This is a genomic window from Shewanella sp. 10B, assembly GCF_023475885.1.
In the GTDB taxonomy this organism is placed as follows: Bacteria; Pseudomonadota; Gammaproteobacteria; order Enterobacterales; family Shewanellaceae; genus Shewanella; species Shewanella mangrovisoli.
On sequence record NZ_JAMDJO010000001.1, the window covers coordinates 1,401,361 to 1,422,270 of the forward strand.

The following is a 20,910-nucleotide window of genomic DNA, read 5'->3' on the forward strand; positions in this document are numbered from 1 at the left end:
CTCCGTTATTTAAATTGCTTCAGGAAACGCAGGTCGTTTTCGAAAAACGCTCGTAGATCGTTTACGCCGTAACGCAGCATAGTTAAACGCTCAACGCCCATACCAAAAGCAAAACCAGAGTATTTTTCTGGATCGATGCCAACGCTACGCAGCACATTTGGGTGCACCATACCGCAGCCTAACACTTCTAACCATTTGCCGTTTTTACCCATTACGTCCACTTCGGCTGAAGGCTCAGTGAATGGGAAGTAAGAAGGACGGAAACGCACCTGCAAATCTTCCTCAAAGAAGTTACGCAGGAAATCATGCAACACGCCTTTTAATTCGGCGAAGTTAACGTTTTCATCTACCAGCAAACCTTCCACTTGGTGGAACATTGGTGTGTGAGTTTGGTCGTAATCGTTACGATACACACGACCCGGTGAAATAATCCGCAGTGGCGGCTTTTCCGTTTCCATAGTACGAATTTGCACGCCCGAGGTTTGGGTACGCAACATCAGCTTAGGATTAAAATAAAACGTATCGTGGTCGGCACGCGCTGGGTGGTGCTCAGAGATATTCAAGGCGTCGAAGTTATGGAAATCATCTTCGATTTCAGGGCCTTGTTTTACCGAAAACCCTAATTCCCCAAAAAAGGTTTCGATACGTTCAATGGTGCGCGTCACTGGGTGTAAACCACCGATTTCGATAGTGCGACCAGGTAGCGTCACATCAATCTTTTCGGCAATTAATTTGGCTTCTAGCTCTGCACTTCTCAGGACGTCGATGCGCTCAGTTAATTTCTGTTGAATGGCCTGTTTCGCATCATTGACCGCCTGACCAAAAGCGGGTTTTTCTTCAGGACTTAAGCTGCCCATCATTTTCATCATGTCGGTGATCTTACCTTTCTTACCTAGGTAATCGACACGGATATCATCCAGTGCTTTTAGATCACTGGCCTGGTCAATAATGACTAAGGCTTGTTCTACGATCTCAGTTAACTGCTGCATTTTCTCTTCCACTGCATAGTCGCGCTTGATAAACAAGTGCTATGGGCGCCAAACTTTCAGGCTATTTCGGTGCTCAGGTTATCGGGCGTTAATGCCAGACGCTTTGCTAGCTATAACGAAATAAAAGGAGAGAAATTTTACGCGAGCGAGCGGCATATTACTAGGGCTTATTCGGGGTTTTTATCATGCAAATTCATGTGTTATCCCAACAAACCTTCCAAGTTGATCGCCTTGGAAAGACATTTGTCGATTTTTACAGCAGTCACGTGATCACGCACTAACCACTGGCGACACATGTAACTAAACTGTAAACTTATGTTTGTACCTTGCCAAAATTGCTGCAAAACAAACAAAAATGCCGCAATTGGACAACAATAATACAAGCAACAGCTTACTAAGCAGAAAAACATAAAGTCTATGGCAAATCGACCGATATCCATTTGGTCACAGCCCAATTTATCGAGGCGCTAATGAAAGAAGTTAAATTTCGCTGGATAGATCAATACCTTATCCACATGACCTTAAAAACCAAATTTGCAATTCTCGCCCTAGTTCCGATGTTTATGATTGTGGGATTAGCGGTATTTTTAAATACTCAGTTTAGGGATACCCTGCTTGAAAGCCATTTGCATGGGCTCCAAGACACTTCCCAGAAAATCAATCAACTCGCCGCGCAGATTTCTAGCAAGCTACCCGAGCAAGAACGCCAAAATTTACCTAATCAGCTGAGCCAAGGCTTACAGAATGTTCAGATTGTTACAGTTTCTGAGGCTGATAGCCGCGCACAAACCCTTGCGCGCAGCGGTGGTGGTATTGATACCAGCAGTTCACCTAATCGGGCTGTTAGCTCGGTTAATGATCAAAATATGCTGACCATCATTCCCGTCGACGATCGTCAACTGAACGCCCTTTTAGCCGATGACAATATCTTAGTCTACAGCCTAATGGCGGTGCTGTTATTCGTGCTCTTCCTGTTTAGCTACTACATCTCCACCTTTGTGGGCGGTGCGCTCTACACCACAGTGATGGCACTTAAACGCGCAGCCTCGGGGGATCTGACTGGGCGATTGAACTTCTTCGAAGTGAAAGATGAGTTCAGCATCTTAGCGATTAGTATCGACACCTTGGTCGAGCGTCAACATACCCTAGTGAAGCAAATTGCTGAATCCACTAGCAAAATCCGCGAAGTGGTTTCATCATTTAGAAGCACGGCGCAGCAAGGACAAGCCCTTGCTGTCAATCAACGTCAGCACCTCGATTCCTTAGCCACGGCGATGGAAGAAATGACCGCTGCGGTTAAAGAAGTGGCGCGCAACGCCGAGCAATCCTCCGCCGAAACCCAAGAGGCGAATCAACAGGTTAATGCGGGTTCTAAGGATATTGAAACCACAGTAAGCGCAATTGATGTGCTGTCGGATGAAATTTCTGCTGCATCGAATGCCGTCAATACCCTCAACGACAACGCCAGTAAGATTGATGAGGTGGTTTCGACCATTAATGCTATCTCGCAACAAACTAACCTACTCGCGTTAAACGCCGCGATTGAAGCGGCGCGTGCCGGCGAACAGGGTCGCGGTTTTGCGGTAGTGGCCGATGAGGTACGAACCCTTGCTGGCCGCACGCAAGCTGCAACGGTAGAAATTAAATCCATGATTGAGTCGCTGCAACAAGGCACACGTAACCTCACTCAAGTGATGTCTCGCACCGTGAGTCAAGCAAGTGAAGGCAAACAGCATGTACTGCAAACGGGTAAAGATCTCGATTCGATTGCCCACCATAGCAGCCGCGTGTTCGAAATGAGTGTGTTGATTGCCACGTCTGCGGAAGAACAATCAGCCGTAGCTAACGAAATCGCGACCAATCTGATGGAAATTCGCAATCAATCCCACGATGTCGAGCAATCGGCGAACCAATCGGTATCGGGTTGTGATGAGTTGCAAGCCACCGCAGGCCAACTCGATCAGTTAATGGTTGGACTTAAGGTCTAATACTGAAAATTGAGTGTCGAGTAATAGTCGAGTAATAGATGAAGGGATAACGCTTATCCCTTCATCTATATGCTCCTATAGGCCTCCCCTAGATTTATGACCTTCCCTCAGCATTACCGCTTATTGTCTTATTCAGTGCACCAGCTAACCTGTTAACACTTTAAACTGCCAAGTTTTAACTGAGCTTCTATTAAGCTTCATCTAACGAGGTTCATTTCAAACCGTCGTAACTTAGACGCACGCTAAGCATGAATATTAAGCGTTAACACCAACAAACGCATTTATCAAACCTTCTTGCAAAGCATGATTGACTGCATACAACCACTCATCGGGATTTAAGTTCACCTCAAAGCAAACACTTATTTTTACGGTAACAGAACAGTATCCCTTTGTTGTAAATATAAAATTTACACTGGCTTTACACTTAACTGTGGCATAGCGACTTGTTGACGCATTTAAGAATAATTATCATTCGCCAAAATTTTACAAGGAAGAATGATATGCCTGCACAACCCGATTTTACCCCTCGTCTGACGCGATTTTCCCGTAAAGTCCTCCCTTTAGCTATCAGCCTCGGCCTCAGTGCTATATCGGCAACGGCACTCGCCGACGATAGCGCCACAGGCGAGATGGAACGTATGGTGATCACTGCGACGCAAACCAAACACTCTGAGCTATCGGCGCCAGCATCAGTATCAGTGATTAATCGCACTGAGCTTGAAGCCTTAGTGATTGATGATCTCGCCAGTGCAGTGCGTTATTTACAGGGAGTGAATATCAGTGAAGGTACGCCCTATGGCCGCAATGAAATCAGCCTTAGGGGTCTGGATTCTGACTACACCTTAATCTTGATCAATGGCCGCCGCGTCAATTCCCGCGAGGCGCTGACCTCCAACTATGGCAATGACTTCGACCTGTCATCTATCCCCATGTCTGCTATCGAGCGCATTGAGTTAGTTCGCGGCCCCATGTCATCCCTCTATGGCTCCGAAGCCTTAGGTGGCGTAGTCAACGTTATCCTGCGCCAACCGACCGAAACTTGGCAAACCAGTGTTGGCGTGCAATACGACACGCCAACCAGTGGTAAAGGCGGTGATAGCACTAAATACAACTTCTACACTAGCGGCGCACTCGTTAAGGATAAACTGCTGGCGAACTTGATTGTCGATAGCAATAAACGCGATGCCTGGCGTTCAGACTTAAAGCCGACGATCGATGCCCTAGAAGACAGGGATGAGATCAGCGCCTTAGCCAATCTGCAATGGTTAATCGATAAGCAGCAGGATCTGCAATTTGATATTAGTTACGCCAATGACGAGCGTGAGTCCGACTGGAATAACTACGGCACGATTCTGACCAACAACCAACAGGCGGAGCGCATTAGCTCAGGTTTGACCCATAACGGCCGTTGGGACTGGGGTGATACTCGCCTGCGTTACTATTATGAAAATGTCGAAGTAACCGATGATTCGGCGCTGATCGCGCAAATTGGCCATATAACTCAAACCAACCACAATCTCGACGGCCAAACCACAGTGTTACTCGGCGAACATATGCTTACGGGCGGCGCCGAATACCGTTGGACCAAACTGGAGAACAGCCGCAATATTTTAGGCGATGGCACCTTAGACGACAGTCAGTCGGCACTGTATCTGCAGGATGAGTTCAGTTTAGGCGAACTGAGTCTCACCCTCGGTGGCCGTGTCGATCACCACGATGTATATGGCACCGAATTTAGTCCTCGCCTCTATCTGGTTTATCCGCTCAGCTCCGAATGGGTGATCAAAGGCGGCGGTGGTAAAGCCTTTAAAGCACCGAATATGTCGCAGTCCCAAGCCGATTATATTATCCCAGCCTGTCGTGGTGCCTGCTCTGTGGCGGGCAATCCGGATTTGCAACCCGAAACCTCGGTGAACTACGAGCTATCGACCCAATACCAAACCACAGATTTTGGCGGCTCCGTCACCTATTTCCATAATGATGTAGAAAACAAAATCATCACCGAGACCTGGGACAGAACCCCGGGCGCAGTACTCACCTATCAAAACGTTAACGAAGCTAAGATCACAGGTTGGGAATTACAGGCATGGTACGACTTAACCGACAGTTTAAGTATCAGTGGTAACTACAGTAAAACCGATGCCAAGGATAAACAAAATGGCTCGCCTTTTACTTTAACGCCTGAAGATAGCTACAACCTGAAACTGCAATGGCAGGCGTTAGAGGGATTATCCACCTTTATCGCTTATCACTACACGGGTGAACAATATCTGAGAACCAATGTTAAATCAGATGGTTATGGTTCACTTGATTTAGGTATGAATTATCAAATCAACCCTATGTTTAGGGTAAAATTAGGGGTGACTAACTTGACGGATGCCGAGCGCGATCAAATTGCCACCGATTTGGATTACATTCAAAAGAGCCGCAGCGTGTATGCAGGGGTAACGGCAAGCTTTTAATCCTTAAATCATGGCCTGCCGCGGCAGGCCATGCTTCCCCTCGAATATCGGCAAAGTAAGTTGAATCTCACCTTAGATTAATTTTTTACAGGCTCTTTGTGTTTCAACGTGGCTCTTGATCTCATCAAACGTATCGAGGTCAGTATTGAGTCTAGGGCCAAGATAAATCACCACTTCTCTTGCTCCCGCGCCCATGGCAAGTTCACGCAGTACCCTATCCTCAATATCGGTAAGGCCGCCTTCAGTCTTTTCTAACTGGTGTACAATCACCCTAGGCGCCGCTCGAAATCCAGATGTATGAAGTTGCGAAATGCCATATTGGAGCAGCTTTTCGGCGAGTTCAAAGCTTGCAACAAACATCCTAGGATGGGAAAAAGGATTAACTAGCCGAACGCCCTCGCCCTGCAAACCCATCGCCTCGCGACCAATGGCCTTGATCCGCGTCTGAGCCGGCTCATCGACGAGGGCAAGCACAGGCTCATATTCAATACAGGTCTTATCACCAAAAGACTTTATCGTAATCTTAGCTTCAGTTAACTCAATCAATACATCTTTAGAGACTAAGCCTTTTAACCAATTAAACACGTCCATACTCCAGAAAAGAAACACATAGTTAGAGCGTTGAAGCTCCAACTTATTATTGTATTAAGGGATTTTCCTTAAAAATTGCAGGGCTTGGTCTAAATCTCGAGTGCGGGACATCGGTGGCAGGGAGTTTAAAAACGCCTGTCCGTAGGCGCGATTCACAATCCGATTATCACACAGAATGAGTACGCCGCAGTCCTTTTCGTCACGGATCAAACGTCCAACCCCTTGTTTAAGCGCAATAATCGCCTGCGGTAACGACACTTGAGTAAAAGGATCGCCCCCCTGACGGCTGATATTGTCGGCGCGAGCACGGTAAAGCGGCTCATCGGGCGAGACAAAGGGCAACTTATCGATAATCACGCAGCTTAATAACTTGCCGCGGACGTCCACCCCTTCCCAAAAACTGCTCGTCCCCAGTAATACCGCATTCCCCAATTGGCGAAACTTGGTCAGTAGGCTTTGCTTGCCCGCCTGCCCTTGTACCAAGAGTGGATATTGAGTCCGTGTTCGCAATGCCAGCGCGGTTTGCTCGAGCATTTTATGGCTGGTAAACAGAATAAAGGTTCGCCCCTGCGCCGCCTCAATCGCTTTGACACACACATCGACTAACTGCTTAAGCGCTTGCTGCTGATTCGCCACATTCCCCAGTTGCCTCGGCACACAAAATAGCGCCTGACGCGGATAATCGAAGGGACTGTCTAAAATATGCGCCTTAGCATCGCTTATCCCAAGCTCCTGTGCAAAATGCCCTAGGCTGCGGTTCACTTGCAAGGTCGCCGAGGTAAAAATCCAGCTAGTATTGGCGACAAATAGCTGCTGGCACTCGCGGGCAATATTGATGGGTGACATTCGTAGCATGACAAAGCGGCTACCAAACTCAACGCTGTACGCCGCCTGCGGGTTATCACAATTAAAAAATTGATTGAGTTTATGATTAAGCTCAGTCAGCTTTACCGCAATATCATCCAATAATTCACTGCGCCCCACGTGCACAACTAACAGCTTTTGCAGTGCGGTCAATTCAGCCAATAAATCCCAAGAGGCTAAGGCGATGGATTTATTACCAAGCTGCAGCCGCCAATCCGACTCGCCACTCGAAAATAATGCATTATGCCAATCACTTAACTTGGCCAAACAGCGCTGACAGAATTGAGCAATCTGCCCCGTATCGCTGAGCTCAGTTTGATAAATCTGCAATAACTTTTGTAGATAGTCATCGATAGTACGACTCGAGGATTGCTGTCCAAAGTAACTGACACAGATATCTGGCAGTAAATGCGCCTCATCGAAGATCACGACATCGGGATCGGGTAATAGCTCGGCAAAGCCCGTATCCTTTAACACGCTGTCGGCAAAGAATAAGTGATGATTCACCACAATGATTTTGGCGTCCATGGCGCGGCTGCGGGCCTTGCGGGTAAAACAGGCATCATAAAATTCGCAGCGCTGCCCAAGACAGGTTTCTTTCGTGCTGACCACTAAGGGAAGCGCGGGAGAGTTTTCGGCAACTGAGGTTAAACCACCGATATCACCATCCTTACTCATGCCCGCCCATTGGTTAATTTTCAGTAAATCATCCAATAATCGCGCCTCAATATGGCTGGCCTCCTGCATCTGCCTATCGAGCCGATGCTGACATAAATAGTTATTGCGGCCTTTCAATAGCGCAAGCTTGGGTGCTATCCCAAGCATAGAGGTCAACGCGGGTAAATCCTTTAGAAACAATTGCTCCTGCAGGTTTTTACTGCCCGTGCTCACAATCACTTGCTTGCCACTTAAGATGGCAGGAATTAAATACGCGAAGGTTTTACCGACCCCAGTGCCCGCTTCAATCAGTGCATTGCCCTTACTGGCAATCGCTTCACTGATGATTTGCGCCATTTCAACCTGACTCTGACGCACACTAAATCCTTGAATATGCTTGGCGAGCACCCCATCGCTGGCAAAAGCGCGCAGTACTTCACTTGCCAATCGGCTCATCGGACGTTGAGCGTCGCTCGACTGCTGAGTGGATTGCTGAAGTTTGGCTTGCCGCATAGCTGGGCGTCGGGAGTGAGTCAAGGGCGAGCAAGGTCCTTTAATAGAGTTAAAAATACGGTTCAGAGATGGCTAAATCTGGGTAAATGAGTCAGCAAGCGTTAAAGAGCCTGATGCCGTCGCCGCAGTGTAATTAAGCCCGCCTAATAATACCAATAGTTTCAGTCCTGCGCCGAATTCAACACGAAGATAGTTATATGCGAGAATATTGCGAAGTTTGGCGGTCAGTCGACAATACGCTTTAAAAGATTGGCGCTCATCAGCCACGGATGAACGTTTATAACGCAACAGGATGATTCGATGAAATACCTTTCAGGCTTTTTACTATTGTTGGCTTTTAACCCCGCCTCATGGGCAGGTTGTGATGAAGTGACCTCGCAATGCCTCGTTATTGATGGGCAGGAAGAGCGTTCTGAATCCTGCGAGATCGCGATTTGCGCCAATATTAGCGAATACATAGTTGATGTCTCGCTAGAAAATGGCGGTACCATTTTTATGAGGCAGGATAATCAATCGCAGCTTATTCGTGTTAATGGCAAGCAAGGAATCTTTATTAGGCCATCCCCCGAGAAAATCGATCAAACCTGTTATGCTATGGCAGATAAAAGCCTAACTTACTGCTTGCCAGATGCAGTGCTGTAATGAATATTGACAACCGTACACTTTAGACGGCAAAACAGACTGCAGACCACTCTCTATGAGTGGTAAGCGTGGAGCATAGAGGTTAACCATGCAAACGACATTATCTTTGTCACAATATGTGAAAAAGCGAAATGGTGTTCCGCTCGGTGCCAATCACTCGATGAGGAATATGCTATCCCGCGCCCTTGGCGCTAAGTCATTCCCCATTTTTTGGCATTATTGGAATCCGATTTGGGGTTATTATTTATCACGTAATATTATGCGTCCTCTCAGTCAGTTTCTGCCCATGTGGCTTGCCGTCTTGCTCACCTTTTTAGTCAGTGGTGCGCTGCATGATCTCGCCGTTGCTTTGGTTAAATGGCAAGCCATGTTCTTTTTTACACCTTGGTTTGGCATCATGGGAGTTATCGTAATTGCCTCAAATAAATATGGTCTTTCCTACGGTGCATTGCCTTGGATTATGCGGGCCTTGATTAATTTACTGTTTATTTTCTCATCGTTTGCGTTAACCGAATTAATGCTGAGTCTGTTGAGGCCTTAAGCCTAATTCTGTCGGTTTAATTCACTCGCCTTAATTAACTCGCCATAATGATGTAAATGATGCTTGCACAAAAGGATATGTCATGCGCTTAACATTAACCTTGGAAACACTATTATCCCAACTCGGTTCTTTTTCGTGGCACTTGGATATGTACAAAGCCCTAGATCAACCATTAAGTCCCTCAATGTCGGTATTAATCATTGACGATGAACTTGAAGAGGAGCGCGACCAACAGGATGAGCCTCTCTATCCGCAAATCCAAGGTTATCAATACTTTTTAAGCATTGCGGACTTACAAAGTATCAAGGCTAATTTAGTGCAACAGCTGCCTAATGCCAGCTTGCATGACGTAATTCATGCCGTCAGTTATTACCATCAAAACGATGCTTATATGAATTTAGAAAGCTAAGCGCTTTAATTAAGTTTTTATAAGATAAATGAAACCCAATTATTAAAAGATAATAAAGAATCAGCTATGGATAAAAAAGCAAAAAGGATTTTATTCTCCACCTATTGGAAGAATGGTTGGATTGACGTAAAAAATAGAAGTCTCTCCGAGTCCGACTTTAACTATGCCAAATCGAAAGGATTAATGTTTGATCCTTTAACTATCTCCCACGATGAATGCATCCTTGCCATCACATCGCTAGTTAAAGGCATATCGCAAGCACAAGTAACAAAAGGATTTTTAAGTAGTCTAACCTCTAGGCGATTGGATTGGCGCTCATCCCTTGCATCCTATGCGATCGCCCAAAAAATCCCATCACATCAATATACGCCTGTCATTTCAGGCACTTCCTATACGGATGGCGAACCAACTGCACACTCCTATACCTGTGGCATTTGCCGAGACAGTCAATATGGCATCCGAGGAAGCGAATCCTATAACGAGATGGATATTAACGTATTCAATTTCGAGCGTATAAAATGGGGCGGCGTGCGCCATGGGGATATTTTGTATACCTATTTTGATTTAAGCCAATTTATTAATGCCGATATTCCAGAGCCGACGTCAGATGATATTGCCTGTTTTAGAGCAATATTAACGATTATCGAAACGTCAGACTCGAGCGATTATCCCAGCGCACTAGAGAAAAGATTAGCGAGTGTAATTAAATCGAGTAAAGCTGAGCGACAAATATTAATCGAGATATTAGCCAGTCTGGGAGTCTTAAAACCTCGTTGTTTCGATAGACAACGCAAAGGCAAAAATGACTGGGTATTTGCCGAATATTGGCGTGGTGAAGACAAATATTGCCAACAGACAGTTGACCACCTGTTTGGAGAATATTTAACACGCTAAAAGGGATGTCACGCGCTAATCCCTCATTAGCGCTGTGACTGACACTTAGCCACTATCGCCAGTCTAGATTGAACGCTGTTAGACAAGATTTACCATACTTACCGCCAGCCGAATTTGTCTAAACGCAGCGTCGGCTTTGTGCCATCCTCTAGGAAACCTCAAGTATTCGCTCCTCCTTGTGATAAGCAGATTATCGTCCTGCGACCACCAAGATGAAACATTTTCACAAAACGCATAAATATTCTTATTTAGTCAAAATTAGCTGTTGCAAACGGCACAGAAAGCGGTTAGCTTAAAAAAACGTTCGATGGATAAGTATCCATCAACACCGAATTCAACAGAATACAGAGTATAGAGAGTCATATGAGCCCATTACTGAACGCTATCCACCATCATCACCATATGCGGTAGCCTTCGGACGCTCACTGCCGGAGGACTGTATCCTTCTGGCGGACTGATTCAAAGATGATCACTAACCCCTGGAAGGAATTCCGGGGTTTTTTGCTTTTAGGCTTTTTAACTTACAACTTAACCCATGTTTAGTATGTAATTTCAATATGTTAGCTAGATAAATACCGGCAAGACATAGAAACCAGTTAAACCATGCGACAAAAGAATATCATTTTGAATTTGTTAACTTTGAGCGAGACAAGACTATGACTGAATCAAACCGTTTACGCATCGCCATCCAAAAATCTGGCCGTTTATCCACCGACTCACAGCAATTACTCAAGAGCTGCGGCGTTAAGTTTTCCATTAATGAACAACGTCTTATCGCACACGCAGACAACATGCCCATCGATTTACTCAGAGTGCGTGACGATGATATTCCAGGACTGGTAATGGATGGCGTGGTCGATTTAGGCATTATTGGTGAGAACGTGCTTGAAGAAGAGCAGATTGAGCGTCAAACCTTAAATAAACCCGCCGAGTTTGTAAAGTTACGCCAATTGGATTTTGGGGCCTGCCGCCTATCATTAGCCGTGCCAAGCGAATTTAGCTATGCCGATGCCTCATCCTTAGAAGGCTTGAGAATTGCCACCTCCTACCCCAATCTACTCCGCCGTTTTATGCAACAAAAAGGCATAAGTTATCGCGACTGTATGTTAAAAGGCTCGGTTGAAGTCGCGCCCCGTGCAGGGCTTGCCGATGGCATTTGTGACTTAGTCTCCACCGGTGCCACCCTTGAGGCCAACGGTTTATACGAGACAGAAGTCATCTACCGTTCTATGGCCTGTGTTATTCAATCGACTCAAACCCAAACGCCGAGCAAACAAGCGCTAATCGACAGAATTTTATCCCGCGTAAACGGCGTGATCCGCGCCCGTGAAAGTAAATATATTTTGCTGCACGCGCCCACAGAAACCTTAGATCAAATTGTCGCCCTGCTGCCCGGCGCCGAAAACCCAACGGTGCTGCCATTAAACGACGATACTAATCGAGTGGCCATCCACGCCGTCAGTACTGAAGATTTATTCTGGGACACCATGGAAGAACTCACCGCGCTCGGCGCCAGCTCTATCCTCGTAATGCCAATTGAAAAAATGATGGGGTGATCTATGGATATTTTGACTTGGGCAGCGTTATCCGCCGATGAACAGAAAGCTGCGCTCCAACGCTCACCTTTAATCGGCGACAGCGGCTTAGAACAAAGTGTTCGGGCGATTGTCGATGCCGTGGCTAGCCGTGGCGATGCGGCGCTGAAAGAGTTTAATCAAAAGTTTGATGGCTTTAATAGCGCCAATATCGACAGTCTGCGCTTAAGTGAAAGCGAGATTAGCGCCGCCAGCGCACGAGTCTCGGCAGAACTTAAAGCCGCTATTGCCCAAGCGATGGCCAACATTGATGTGTTTCACAGCGCGCAGCAATTTCGCCCCATAGAGATTGAAACCCAAGCGGGTGTTCGCTGCGAGCTTCGTAGCGAACCGATTGAAAAAGTCGGTTTATATATTCCCGGCGGCAGCGCGCCCCTCATTTCGACCGTGATGATGTTGGCCCTGCCCGCAAAAATTGCCGGCTGTGAAAAACGCGTATTGGTGAGTCCGCCGCCGATTAACGATGCGATTGTGTATGCGGCAAACGCCTGTGGGATCACCGAAATTTATCAAGTGGGCGGTGCGCAAGCCATTGCCGCACTCGCTTTTGGTACTGAAACGATTCCTAGCGTCGATAAGATTTTTGGCCCGGGTAATCGTTATGTCACCGAGGCCAAACGCTTAGTCTCTCAAGATGGTCGCTGCACTGTGTCTATCGATATGCCTGCGGGACCCTCCGAGGTGTTGGTGATAGCAGATAGCGATGCCAATGCGCAGTTTATTGCCGCGGATTTACTCTCGCAAGCGGAGCATGGCCCTGATTCGCAGGTCATTTTAGTCACGGACTCGGAGCCATTAGCACAAGCTGTCAATCAAGCGCTCGCGTCACAACTGGCCGCCCTGCCGCGCCAAGAGATTGCTGCGACGGCCCTTAAAGGCAGCCGCACCATTTTAGTCAAAGATATGCAGGAAGCGGCGCTCGTTTCAAATCGCTATGGGCCCGAACACTTAATTATTCAAACCCGCTTCCCACGGGACGTACTAAAACATATTCGCGCCGCAGGCTCAGTGTTTTTAGGCGCCTATACTCCTGAATCGGTTGGGGATTACGCCAGTGGGACTAACCATGTATTGCCGACTTACGGTTACAGCCGCGCGGTATCGAGCCTTTCCTTAGCAGACTTTAGCCGCCGCTTTACGGTGCAAGAGCTCAGCGCTAAGGGCCTGCTCGGACTCGGGCAAGCGGTGATGACCCTTGCCAGCAATGAGTTACTCGATGCCCATAAAAATGCGGTCGCGATACGCTTAGCCAGTCTTAAGGACTGATGGAAATAAGTAACGCAATCAACAGTACGCTTAATTAACGCCATAGCAAGACTTAGGATGAATAGGATGAGCCAAGTGCCAACTAGCCAAGCACCAACGAGCCCAGCACCAACGAGCAATGTGCCTGTGACAAACATTCCGAGCGCCAATTGCGCCAGCAATACTCTCGATAACAATACTCTCGATACCACAAGCATCGAGCCGACAACCCTTGCCGCACGTCTTGCTCGGCCAGAACTGCTCGAGTTAACGCCCTACCAAAGTGCTCGCAGGCTAGGTGGTCGAGGGGACATTTGGATCAACGCTAACGAATCGCCCTTCAATAATGTGTCGGTTGCCGAACTCGATTTATCTAAGTTAAATCGTTACCCCGAGTGCCAACCGCCCGCGTTGATCAATGCCTACAGCCAATATAGTGGTGTAGCAGAGAGCAAGATTGTCGCCAGTCGCGGCGCCGATGAGGCCATCGAACTGCTGATCCGGGCCTTTTGTATCCCAGGCATCGACGCTATTGCGACCTTTGGGCCCACTTACGGCATGTACGCCATTAGCGCGCAAACCTTTAATGTGGGTGTTAAGGCATTAAGCTTAACGGCTGAATACAGTCTCCCTGCCGACTTTGCGACGGCCGCACGCGGCGCTAAGTTAGTTTTTATCTGCAATCCTAATAATCCAACCGGCACTGTGATTGACAAGGCGCGTATAGAGCAAGCCATCCAAGCTCTGCCCGACGCCATTGTTGTCGTCGATGAGGCTTATATTGAGTTTTGCCCAGAATATAGCGTCGCCGATTTACTCGAGTCTTACCCAAACCTTGTGGTGCTGCGTACCCTTTCAAAGGCCTTTGCCTTAGCGGGCGCACGCTGCGGCTTTTTGCTCGCCAATGAAGAAATTATCGAAATCATCATGCGGGTCATTGCGCCCTATCCCGTGCCACTGCCGGTGAGTGAAGTGGCCGTGCAAGCGCTATCACCTGCTGGGATTGCGCGGATGAAAATCCAAGTTAAAGAGCTCAATGCGCAGGGCCAGCGACTCGCGGCGGCGCTGAATTTGTACTGCGAGCAATGGGGCGGCGCAGTGCTAACACCTAATGGCAACTATGTGCTCGCCGAATTTGACGACGTAGCCAAAGTGGCGAAGCTGCTTATCGACAATGGCATTGTCGCGCGGGCCTATAAGGATCCAAGACTCGCTAAAGCCATTCGTTTTAGCTTCAGCTCTCAGGCTGACACCGACCGCTTAGTGTCGCTATTTGAATCGCAAAAGCTGTGAGCATTTAGCGCAAGTCTTGTCGCAGCATTGGCCTAATAAACTGATTTTATAAAGATAACAAACTGAATTGAAAGGTAGCAGCATGAACCCAGTATTTACTCCTAATGTCGCCCAGAAAATACTCTTTATCGACCGTGATGGCACCTTGATTGAAGAGCCCATTACCGATAAACAGGTCGATAGCCTCGCCAAACTGGTATTCGAGCCCCAAGTGATCCCCGCCTTACTGCGCCTGCAAAAAGCCGGTTTTCGTTTGGTGATGGTCAGCAATCAAGATGGACTCGGTACCCCTTCCTTCCCGCAGGAAGATTTCGATGCGCCGCACAATATGATGATGCAAATCCTGTCTAGCCAAGGGGTTAAGTTTGAAGATGTACTCATCTGCCCGCACTTTAACGATGAAAATTGCAGCTGCCGCAAACCAAAACTAGGGCTAGTGAAAGACTTTTTGACCCAAGGCACCATCGATTTCACTCAGTCCGCCGTGATTGGTGACAGACACACAGATGTGGAACTGGGCAATGCCATGGGGATTAAAAGCTTTCAATATCAGCGTGGCAGTCTTAGCTGGGACGCGATTGCCGATGCCTTACTCAACAAGGGCCGCACCGCGACTGTGGTACGCACCACCAAGGAAACCGATATTCGCGTGACTGTCGATCTCGACAATGCCAGCAAAGGCGCCATCAACACTGGCATTGGTTTCTTCGACCATATGCTGGATCAAATCGCTACCCACGGAAACTTCAAAATGGAGGTGAATGTCGATGGTGATCTCGAGATAGACGATCACCACAGCGTTGAAGATACGGCATTGGCGATTGGGGATGCACTGCGCCAAGCCCTTGGCGATAAACGCGGTATTGCCCGTTTTGGTTTTAGTTTGCCGATGGATGAGGCCAAGGGCGAATGCTTACTCGATCTCTCCGGCAGGCCTTTTATTAAATTCGCCGCCCAATTTGAACGGGAAAAAGTCGGTGAAATGGCCACCGAAATGGTGCCACACTTTTTCCGCTCCTTTGCCGATGGCCTACGCTGCACCCTGCACGTCGCAGCCGAGGGAGACAACGATCACCACAAGGTCGAAGCGCTATTTAAAGTGCTTGGCCGCGCGCTGCGTCAGGCAGTCAAAGTTGAAGGTGATGTCTTACCATCGAGTAAAGGCGTGCTCTGACACCGCACTCAACCTGAGTTAGGTGTGTAATGACCTAATGCAGATTGATTAACGAATAATACAAAGTCTGATGATTTTAACGAGGGGCAGTTTCAGGAATGTGGCGATAAACCACTTCCCCGCTGACCCATCAATAGGAAAACCCAATGTCAGCAAACATAGATGAATTTGATGTTGTCATCATAGACACAGGTTGCGCCAACTTAAGTTCGGTCCGGTTCGCCTTTGAGCGCCTAGGCGCTAAGGTGTTAGTCACCGATGACAAGGCCAGCATTAAAGCCGCTAAACGTGTAGTTCTGCCAGGTGTCGGTAGCGCTGGCGCCGCGATGGCTTCATTATCTGAAAAAGCCTTAGTCGAATTAATTCAAGGGTTAACTCAACCCGTGCTGGGTGTCTGCTTAGGGATGCAAATGCTCACCCTGCTCTCTAAAGAACGCGGCGGCCAAGCGCTGGATTGCCAATGCTTAGGCATTATTCCAACTGAGATCGACGAGCTAGACCGTCAAATACTGAAGGCCGAAGGTTTACCTCTGCCGCACATGGGTTGGAACCAACTGACTTTTAGCAATCCGTCTCAGGTTCACCCGCTATTTGACGGTGTTCCAGCAGGCAGTTATGTGTATTTTGTGCACAGCTACCGCGCACCATTAAGCGACTACACCTTGGCACAATGCCGTTATGGTGAGGACTTTAGCGCCGCCATCGGTAAAGACAACTTTATGGGCGTGCAATTTCACCCCGAGAAGAGCGCCGCCGTGGGCGCACAAATCCTAGGTAACTTTTTAAAAATGCAGTAAATGCAATCGCTTATTAGCTTTTGACTGAGCTAAGTGTGGGGAGGCTAAGTTTGGCTAAGCCAGCTTGTTCAGCCACAATATTCAGCAATAAAGCGCGGCAGCAAATGCGCCAAAGAATTAAGGACAACAGATGATCATTCCAGCAATTGATTTAATTGATGGCAAGGTAGTTAGGCTCTACCAAGGGGATTATGGGCAGCAGACTACCTTCGATTTAAGCCCACTGGCCCAGTTGCAATCTTACCAAGACCAAGGGGCAAACTGGCTGCATATCGTGGATTTAACTGGCGCGAAAGACCCTACAAAACGCCAAACGGCTTTGATTGCTAAGCTGACAGCGGGGCTGAGCGCCAATATTCAAGTGGGCGGCGGGATCCGCACTGAAGAGCAAGTCGCCGAGTTATTATCCCTTGGGGTTAAACGCGTGGTGATAGGCTCGCTCGCCGTCAAAGAGCCCGAGTTAGTCAAAGGCTGGTTTAACAAGTTTGGCAGCGAGGCTATTTGCCTCGCACTGGATGTCAATATCAATCAGAGCGGCGAGAAAATCGTTGCGGTTTCTGGCTGGCAAAGCGGTGGCGGTAAGAGTCTAGAATCTATCGTCGAAGACTTTAGCCAAGTTGGGCTTAAACATGCGCTGGTGACTGACATCAGCCGCGATGGCACCCTCACAGGCGCCAATACCGAGCTTTACCGCGAGCTATCCAGCCGCTATCCCCATATCGCGTGGCAAGCCTCGGGCGGCATTGCCACCCTTGAAGATGTTGCCGCCGTCAGAGACAGTGGCGCCGCGGGCATCATTATCGGTAAAGCTTTACTTATCAATCAGTTTAATGTGGCGGAGGCAATCCAATGCTGGCCAAACGAATAGTCCCCTGTTTAGATGTGAAAGATGGCTGCGTGGTCAAGGGCGTACAGTTTCGCAACCATGAAATTGTTGGCGACATAGTGCCACTCGCGGCGCGTTACGCCGCAGAGGGCGCCGACGAACTGGTGTTTTACGATATCACCGCCAGTGCCCATGACCGAGTAGTCGATAAGTCTTGGGTGAGCCGAGTGGCAGAGCAAATCGATATCCCCTTCTGCGTTGCTGGCGGCATTAAAACCATCGGCCAAGCCCGCGAGTTACTGGCCTTTGGCGCGGATAAGATTTCGGTCAACTCACCCGCTCTTAGCGATCCGAGTTTAATCTCACGCCTGCAGGATGAATTTGGCCGTCAATGCATAGTGATTGGCATAGACTCTTTTTATGATGCGGCAAGCGACAGTTATAAGGTAAAGCAATTTACCGGCGATGAAGCCGCCACCAAAGAAACCGCTTGGTACACTCAGGATTGGGTCGAAGAAGTACAAAAACGTGGCTGCGGCGAAATCGTGCTCAACGTGATGAACCAAGATGGCGTGCGCGGTGGCTATGATATCAAACAGTTAAGCCTCGTACGCCAGCTGTGCGATGTGCCCTTAATCGCCTCGGGCGGCGCTGGCACTATGGCGCATTTTCGCGATGTGTTTATCGAGGCGAAGGTGGATGCAGCGCTGGCGGCCAGCGTATTCCATAAAGCCATTATCAATATCGGCGAGTTAAAACAGTATTTAGCGACCGAAGGCATCGCCATTCGTCAGTAACTCAACATCAGTAGCGATTGATAGAAATAATAAGGTATGCAGATATGACAACTGGAACCACTTCAAGCTGTTGCCAAGGCCCTGCAAGTGCAGAACTGGTTAATAGCCTCGACTGGGAAAAACAACAGGGGCTTATCCCTGCGGTTATCCAAAACCACCTATCGGGCAAAGTGTTAATGCTCGGATTTATGGATAAAGCCGCGCTGCAGCACACGCTGGCGACCGGTGATGTGACGTTTTTTAGCCGCTCTAAGCAACGTTTATGGACCAAGGGCGAAACCTCAGGCCATACCCTAAAATTGGTCGCCATCGATAAAGACTGTGATAACGACAGCCTGTTGGTGCAGGTGTTGCCCAATGGCCCAACCTGCCATAAAGGCACCGAAAGCTGCTGGCTCGATGGCAATGCGCACCCGTTTTTAAACAATCTAGCCGAGCTTATCGCCTCGCGTAAGGGGCAAAACCCTGAGTCGAGCTACACCGCCTCTTTATTTGCCCGAGGCACCAAACGCATCGCCCAAAAAGTCGGTGAAGAAGGATTAGAAACCGCCTTGGCCGCAGCAACCCACGATAAAGAGGAGCTGATTAACGAGGCATCGGATCTGGTGTATCACTTGCTAGTCTTGCTTGAGGATCAATCACTAAGCTTAAGTGATATTAACGCCAACTTGCTTGCCCGCCATCAAAAAGCGCAGCAAAAATAGCTCGCTTTCAAACCTCGAAGCACCACTCTGCCGCATTCCTTTTGGTCTGCGGCAGAGTATTCTTGATTTTGCATTCAGTTACGGCCTATTCACTTGCCGTAACCAACAAAAGTTCAGCCTCCATAATCCACCTTGCTACTCTTAACCTCTGCTAAAAACAGCACGACGTCACACAAATTGTACACTTGGCCCCTGACAAAAAATCAGCAAAATACTGTTGTAATGGTTGACAAGTACACCTTAACTACCTATCGTAGCCAGCGTCCTCGAACCCGCACCGAGGCATTAACGCAACTTATTAACATTTAAGACAAATTTAAAAACAGGCGAATTGTCTTCGTTATGTGATGTGATCAAGCAATTCGATGTGTTCAAGTCACTCGATGTTATTAAGTGCCGAATTAACCCCAAGCAAAGGCGAGTTTTATGCGTATTACCACAGCTTATTATCCCTATCTGTAGCCGCAATGGCATAGATAGGCACACTCGCCTGACCTTCCATTGTGGCCATATCCCCAACGATCCGCAGATTGCGCCACGATCACAATACAGGTACACCCACGTACCCTATAGTTCCCAGTATCACGCGCCACTCTGCACTGCTCCTCAATAAAGCACTCATCTGAGACAGTTGAGCCATTAATAAAGACGTTTGAGCGTAAAGTTATGACACAAAATAAATTTTTCGGCAGTTTGCTACTGATTGCAGGCACTACCATTGGCGCGGGCATGCTCGCACTCCCTATCGCCTCGGCAGGACTCGGTTTTGGTGTATCGAGCATCATTATGTTGCTCCTCTGGGCGCTGATGGCCTACACCGCCCTGCTTATGGTTGAAATCCATCAATTTGCCCCGAGCGATGCGAGCCTGAACCAATTAGCGCGCACGCTTTTGGGCGCTAAGGGCCAAGTGATTGCAAGTGTTGCCCTGATGTTTTTACTCTACGCCCTGTGCGCCGCCTATATCGCGGGTGGCGGTGAGCAAGTCAATCAAAAGCTCAATGCATGGTTAGGATTAAATCTGCCACCACAGGCGGGCGCCATCTTCTTTACCCTGTTAGTCGGCACCATTGTCGGCTTAGGCACCCATTGTGTCGACTTGATCAATCGCGTGCTCTTTAGTTTAAAAATCATTGCGTTAATCCTAATGCTGGCCTTATTACTGCCACAGGTCGAAGGCACCCATTTACTCGAATTGCCACTAGAGCAAGGGCTTATCGTGTCGGCCATTCCAGTAATTTTTACCTCCTTTGGTTTTCATGGCTCGATTCCGTCCGTGGTGCGCTACTTAGGCGTTGAGGTAAAAAGCCTGCGTAAAATCATGCTGCTCGGCTCGGCGTTACCGCTACTGATTTACCTGCTGTGGCAACTGGGCAGCCAAGGCGTGCTCAGCCAAAGCCAACTGATGACGAATCAGAGCCTTTCGTGCTTTATCAATCAGTTAGCCAGTGTACTGCACAGCCAATACTTAAGTTCTGCCATCAGTGTGTTTGCCGATCTGGCGCTGGCCACCTCTTTTTTAGGGGTCAGCCTCGGTCTGTTTGACTTTATGGCGGCGAACTTAAGGCAGCAGGATAATGCCGCGGGTCGTAGTGTTACCGCCGCCATAACCTTCGTGCCTCCTCTGGGGTTTGCCCTCTTTTACCCGCAGGGATTTATTACCGCCCTCGGTTATGCGGCAATCGCCCTCGTGATCCTCGCGATTTTTTTACCCGTAACCATGGTGTGGGTACAAAGACAAACGCGCGATAAGGCAAACCTGCCTCAGGGTTACCGCGTCGCGGGGGGCAAACTCGGTTTACTGTTAGCTATGCTCTGTGGAGTGGCCGTGATTGGCGCTCAGCTCTTGGGATAAGCGGTACGGATAAACAATCGCGATAAACCTATTTAAGCTTAAGCCGTATAAGTGCCTGTAAAATCAAGGTGAATA

General features: G+C 48.2%; 18 protein-coding genes. 15 read left to right on the forward strand and 3 right to left on the reverse strand.

What is annotated here, in order from left to right; translation table 11 throughout:
* Positions 1-5 precede the first annotated feature (5 nt).
* Positions 6-989, reverse strand: coding sequence for a phenylalanine--tRNA ligase subunit alpha (gene pheS, locus M0415_RS05950; protein ID WP_037417925.1), 984 nt, complete (start codon positions 987-989; stop codon positions 6-8).
* Between the two features lie 470 nt (positions 990-1,459).
* On the opposite strand from pheS, the gene M0415_RS05955 reads away from it, so the two are divergent.
* Together M0415_RS05955 and M0415_RS05960 are read left to right on the forward strand one after the other, a co-directional pair.
* Positions 1,460-2,977: a methyl-accepting chemotaxis protein gene (locus tag M0415_RS05955; protein ID WP_249555007.1), complete on the forward strand. Its 1,518-nt coding sequence runs from the start codon at positions 1,460-1,462 to the stop codon at positions 2,975-2,977.
* Between the two features lie 500 nt (positions 2,978-3,477).
* Positions 3,478-5,439: a TonB-dependent receptor domain-containing protein gene (locus tag M0415_RS05960; RefSeq protein WP_249555005.1), complete on the forward strand. Its 1,962-nt coding sequence runs from the start codon at positions 3,478-3,480 to the stop codon at positions 5,437-5,439.
* A 72-nt stretch (positions 5,440-5,511) separates the two neighbouring features.
* On the opposite strand, the gene M0415_RS05965 is transcribed toward M0415_RS05960, so the two are convergent.
* Together M0415_RS05965 and yoaA are read right to left on the reverse strand one after the other, a co-directional pair.
* Positions 5,512-6,030: a rod shape-determining protein gene (locus M0415_RS05965; RefSeq protein WP_249555003.1), complete on the reverse strand. Its 519-nt coding sequence runs from the start codon at positions 6,028-6,030 to the stop codon at positions 5,512-5,514.
* 54 nt (positions 6,031-6,084) lie between these two features.
* On the reverse strand, positions 6,085-8,007 hold the full coding sequence (yoaA, locus tag M0415_RS05970) for a DNA repair helicase YoaA (RefSeq protein ID WP_249556598.1): 1,923 nt from the start codon (positions 8,005-8,007) through the stop codon (positions 6,085-6,087).
* A 357-nt stretch (positions 8,008-8,364) separates the two neighbouring features.
* On the opposite strand from yoaA, the gene M0415_RS05975 reads away from it, so the two are divergent.
* The 13 genes from M0415_RS05975 to M0415_RS06035 all read left to right on the forward strand — a co-directional run bounded on the left by M0415_RS05975 (position 8,365) and on the right by M0415_RS06035 (position 20,835).
* On the forward strand, positions 8,365-8,706 hold the full coding sequence (locus M0415_RS05975) for a hypothetical protein (RefSeq protein WP_249555001.1): 342 nt from the start codon (positions 8,365-8,367) through the stop codon (positions 8,704-8,706).
* A gap of 88 nt (positions 8,707-8,794) precedes the next feature.
* On the forward strand, positions 8,795-9,247 hold the full coding sequence (locus M0415_RS05980) for an acyltransferase (RefSeq protein WP_249554999.1): 453 nt from the start codon (positions 8,795-8,797) through the stop codon (positions 9,245-9,247).
* Between the two features lie 82 nt (positions 9,248-9,329).
* On the forward strand, positions 9,330-9,656 hold the full coding sequence (locus M0415_RS05985) for a DUF7716 domain-containing protein (RefSeq protein WP_249554997.1): 327 nt from the start codon (positions 9,330-9,332) through the stop codon (positions 9,654-9,656).
* 66 nt (positions 9,657-9,722) lie between these two features.
* Complete coding sequence (locus M0415_RS05990) at positions 9,723-10,550, forward strand: hypothetical protein (protein ID WP_249554995.1); 828 nt, start codon at positions 9,723-9,725, stop codon at positions 10,548-10,550.
* A gap of 656 nt (positions 10,551-11,206) precedes the next feature.
* Positions 11,207-12,106 carry an ATP phosphoribosyltransferase gene (gene hisG, locus M0415_RS05995; RefSeq protein ID WP_220055393.1) on the forward strand — a complete coding sequence of 300 codons (900 nt, stop codon included), beginning with the start codon at positions 11,207-11,209 and terminating at the stop codon, positions 12,104-12,106.
* A 3-nt stretch (positions 12,107-12,109) separates the two neighbouring features.
* Positions 12,110-13,411, forward strand: coding sequence for a histidinol dehydrogenase (gene hisD / locus M0415_RS06000; protein ID WP_249554993.1), 1,302 nt, complete (start codon positions 12,110-12,112; stop codon positions 13,409-13,411).
* A 66-nt stretch (positions 13,412-13,477) separates the two neighbouring features.
* On the forward strand, positions 13,478-14,683 hold the full coding sequence (gene hisC, locus M0415_RS06005; protein ID WP_249554991.1) for a histidinol-phosphate transaminase: 1,206 nt from the start codon (positions 13,478-13,480) through the stop codon (positions 14,681-14,683).
* A gap of 82 nt (positions 14,684-14,765) precedes the next feature.
* A complete protein-coding gene (gene hisB, locus M0415_RS06010; protein WP_249554989.1) occupies positions 14,766-15,857 on the forward strand; it encodes a bifunctional histidinol-phosphatase/imidazoleglycerol-phosphate dehydratase HisB in 1,092 nt (363 codons plus the stop codon).
* A gap of 146 nt (positions 15,858-16,003) precedes the next feature.
* Positions 16,004-16,654 (forward strand): imidazole glycerol phosphate synthase subunit HisH, encoded by a 651-nt coding sequence (gene hisH, locus M0415_RS06015; protein WP_249554987.1) that lies wholly within the window; start codon positions 16,004-16,006, stop codon positions 16,652-16,654.
* Positions 16,655-16,784: 130 nt separating this feature from the next.
* Positions 16,785-17,522 (forward strand): 1-(5-phosphoribosyl)-5-[(5-phosphoribosylamino)methylideneamino]imidazole-4-carboxamide isomerase, encoded by a 738-nt coding sequence (gene hisA, locus M0415_RS06020; RefSeq protein ID WP_249554985.1) that lies wholly within the window; start codon positions 16,785-16,787, stop codon positions 17,520-17,522.
* Positions 17,504-18,277 carry an imidazole glycerol phosphate synthase subunit HisF gene (gene hisF / locus M0415_RS06025; RefSeq protein WP_249554983.1) on the forward strand — a complete coding sequence of 258 codons (774 nt, stop codon included), beginning with the start codon at positions 17,504-17,506 and terminating at the stop codon, positions 18,275-18,277. Before hisA ends, hisF begins: the two co-directional genes overlap by 19 nt.
* Positions 18,278-18,321: 44 nt before the next feature.
* A complete protein-coding gene (gene hisIE, locus M0415_RS06030) occupies positions 18,322-18,981 on the forward strand; it encodes a bifunctional phosphoribosyl-AMP cyclohydrolase/phosphoribosyl-ATP diphosphatase HisIE (RefSeq protein WP_023267317.1) in 660 nt (219 codons plus the stop codon).
* Positions 18,982-19,647: 666 nt separating this feature from the next.
* On the forward strand, positions 19,648-20,835 hold the full coding sequence (locus M0415_RS06035) for an aromatic amino acid transport family protein (protein WP_249554981.1): 1,188 nt from the start codon (positions 19,648-19,650) through the stop codon (positions 20,833-20,835).
* Positions 20,836-20,910 lie beyond the last annotated feature (75 nt).

Excerpts from the sequence above, each read along its gene's own strand:
- hisH (WP_249554987.1), top strand. The coding sequence starts at position 16,004 with ATGTCAGCAAACATAGATGAATTTGATGTTGTCATCATAGACACAGGT.
- M0415_RS05990 (WP_249554995.1), top strand. The coding sequence starts at position 9,723 with ATGGATAAAAAAGCAAAAAGGATTTTATTCTCCACCTATTGGAAGAAT.
- hisC (WP_249554991.1), top strand. The coding sequence starts at position 13,478 with ATGAGCCAAGTGCCAACTAGCCAAGCACCAACGAGCCCAGCACCAACG.
- hisG (WP_220055393.1), top strand. The coding sequence starts at position 11,207 with ATGACTGAATCAAACCGTTTACGCATCGCCATCCAAAAATCTGGCCGT.
- M0415_RS05955 (WP_249555007.1), top strand. The coding sequence starts at position 1,460 with ATGAAAGAAGTTAAATTTCGCTGGATAGATCAATACCTTATCCACATG.
- hisF (WP_249554983.1), top strand. The coding sequence starts at position 17,504 with ATGCTGGCCAAACGAATAGTCCCCTGTTTAGATGTGAAAGATGGCTGC.
- hisIE (WP_023267317.1), top strand. The coding sequence starts at position 18,322 with ATGACAACTGGAACCACTTCAAGCTGTTGCCAAGGCCCTGCAAGTGCA.
- M0415_RS05960 (WP_249555005.1), top strand. The coding sequence starts at position 3,478 with ATGCCTGCACAACCCGATTTTACCCCTCGTCTGACGCGATTTTCCCGT.
- M0415_RS06035 (WP_249554981.1), top strand. The coding sequence starts at position 19,648 with ATGACACAAAATAAATTTTTCGGCAGTTTGCTACTGATTGCAGGCACT.
- hisA (WP_249554985.1), top strand. The coding sequence starts at position 16,785 with ATGATCATTCCAGCAATTGATTTAATTGATGGCAAGGTAGTTAGGCTC.
- hisB (WP_249554989.1), top strand. The coding sequence starts at position 14,766 with ATGAACCCAGTATTTACTCCTAATGTCGCCCAGAAAATACTCTTTATC.
- M0415_RS05975 (WP_249555001.1), top strand. The coding sequence starts at position 8,365 with ATGAAATACCTTTCAGGCTTTTTACTATTGTTGGCTTTTAACCCCGCC.
- M0415_RS05965 (WP_249555003.1), bottom strand. The coding sequence starts at position 6,030 with ATGGACGTGTTTAATTGGTTAAAAGGCTTAGTCTCTAAAGATGTATTG.
- pheS (WP_037417925.1), bottom strand. The coding sequence starts at position 989 with ATGCAGCAGTTAACTGAGATCGTAGAACAAGCCTTAGTCATTATTGAC.
- yoaA (WP_249556598.1), bottom strand. The coding sequence starts at position 8,007 with ATGAGCCGATTGGCAAGTGAAGTACTGCGCGCTTTTGCCAGCGATGGG.
- hisD (WP_249554993.1), top strand. The coding sequence starts at position 12,110 with ATGGATATTTTGACTTGGGCAGCGTTATCCGCCGATGAACAGAAAGCT.
- M0415_RS05985 (WP_249554997.1), top strand. The coding sequence starts at position 9,330 with ATGCGCTTAACATTAACCTTGGAAACACTATTATCCCAACTCGGTTCT.
- M0415_RS05980 (WP_249554999.1), top strand. The coding sequence starts at position 8,795 with ATGCAAACGACATTATCTTTGTCACAATATGTGAAAAAGCGAAATGGT.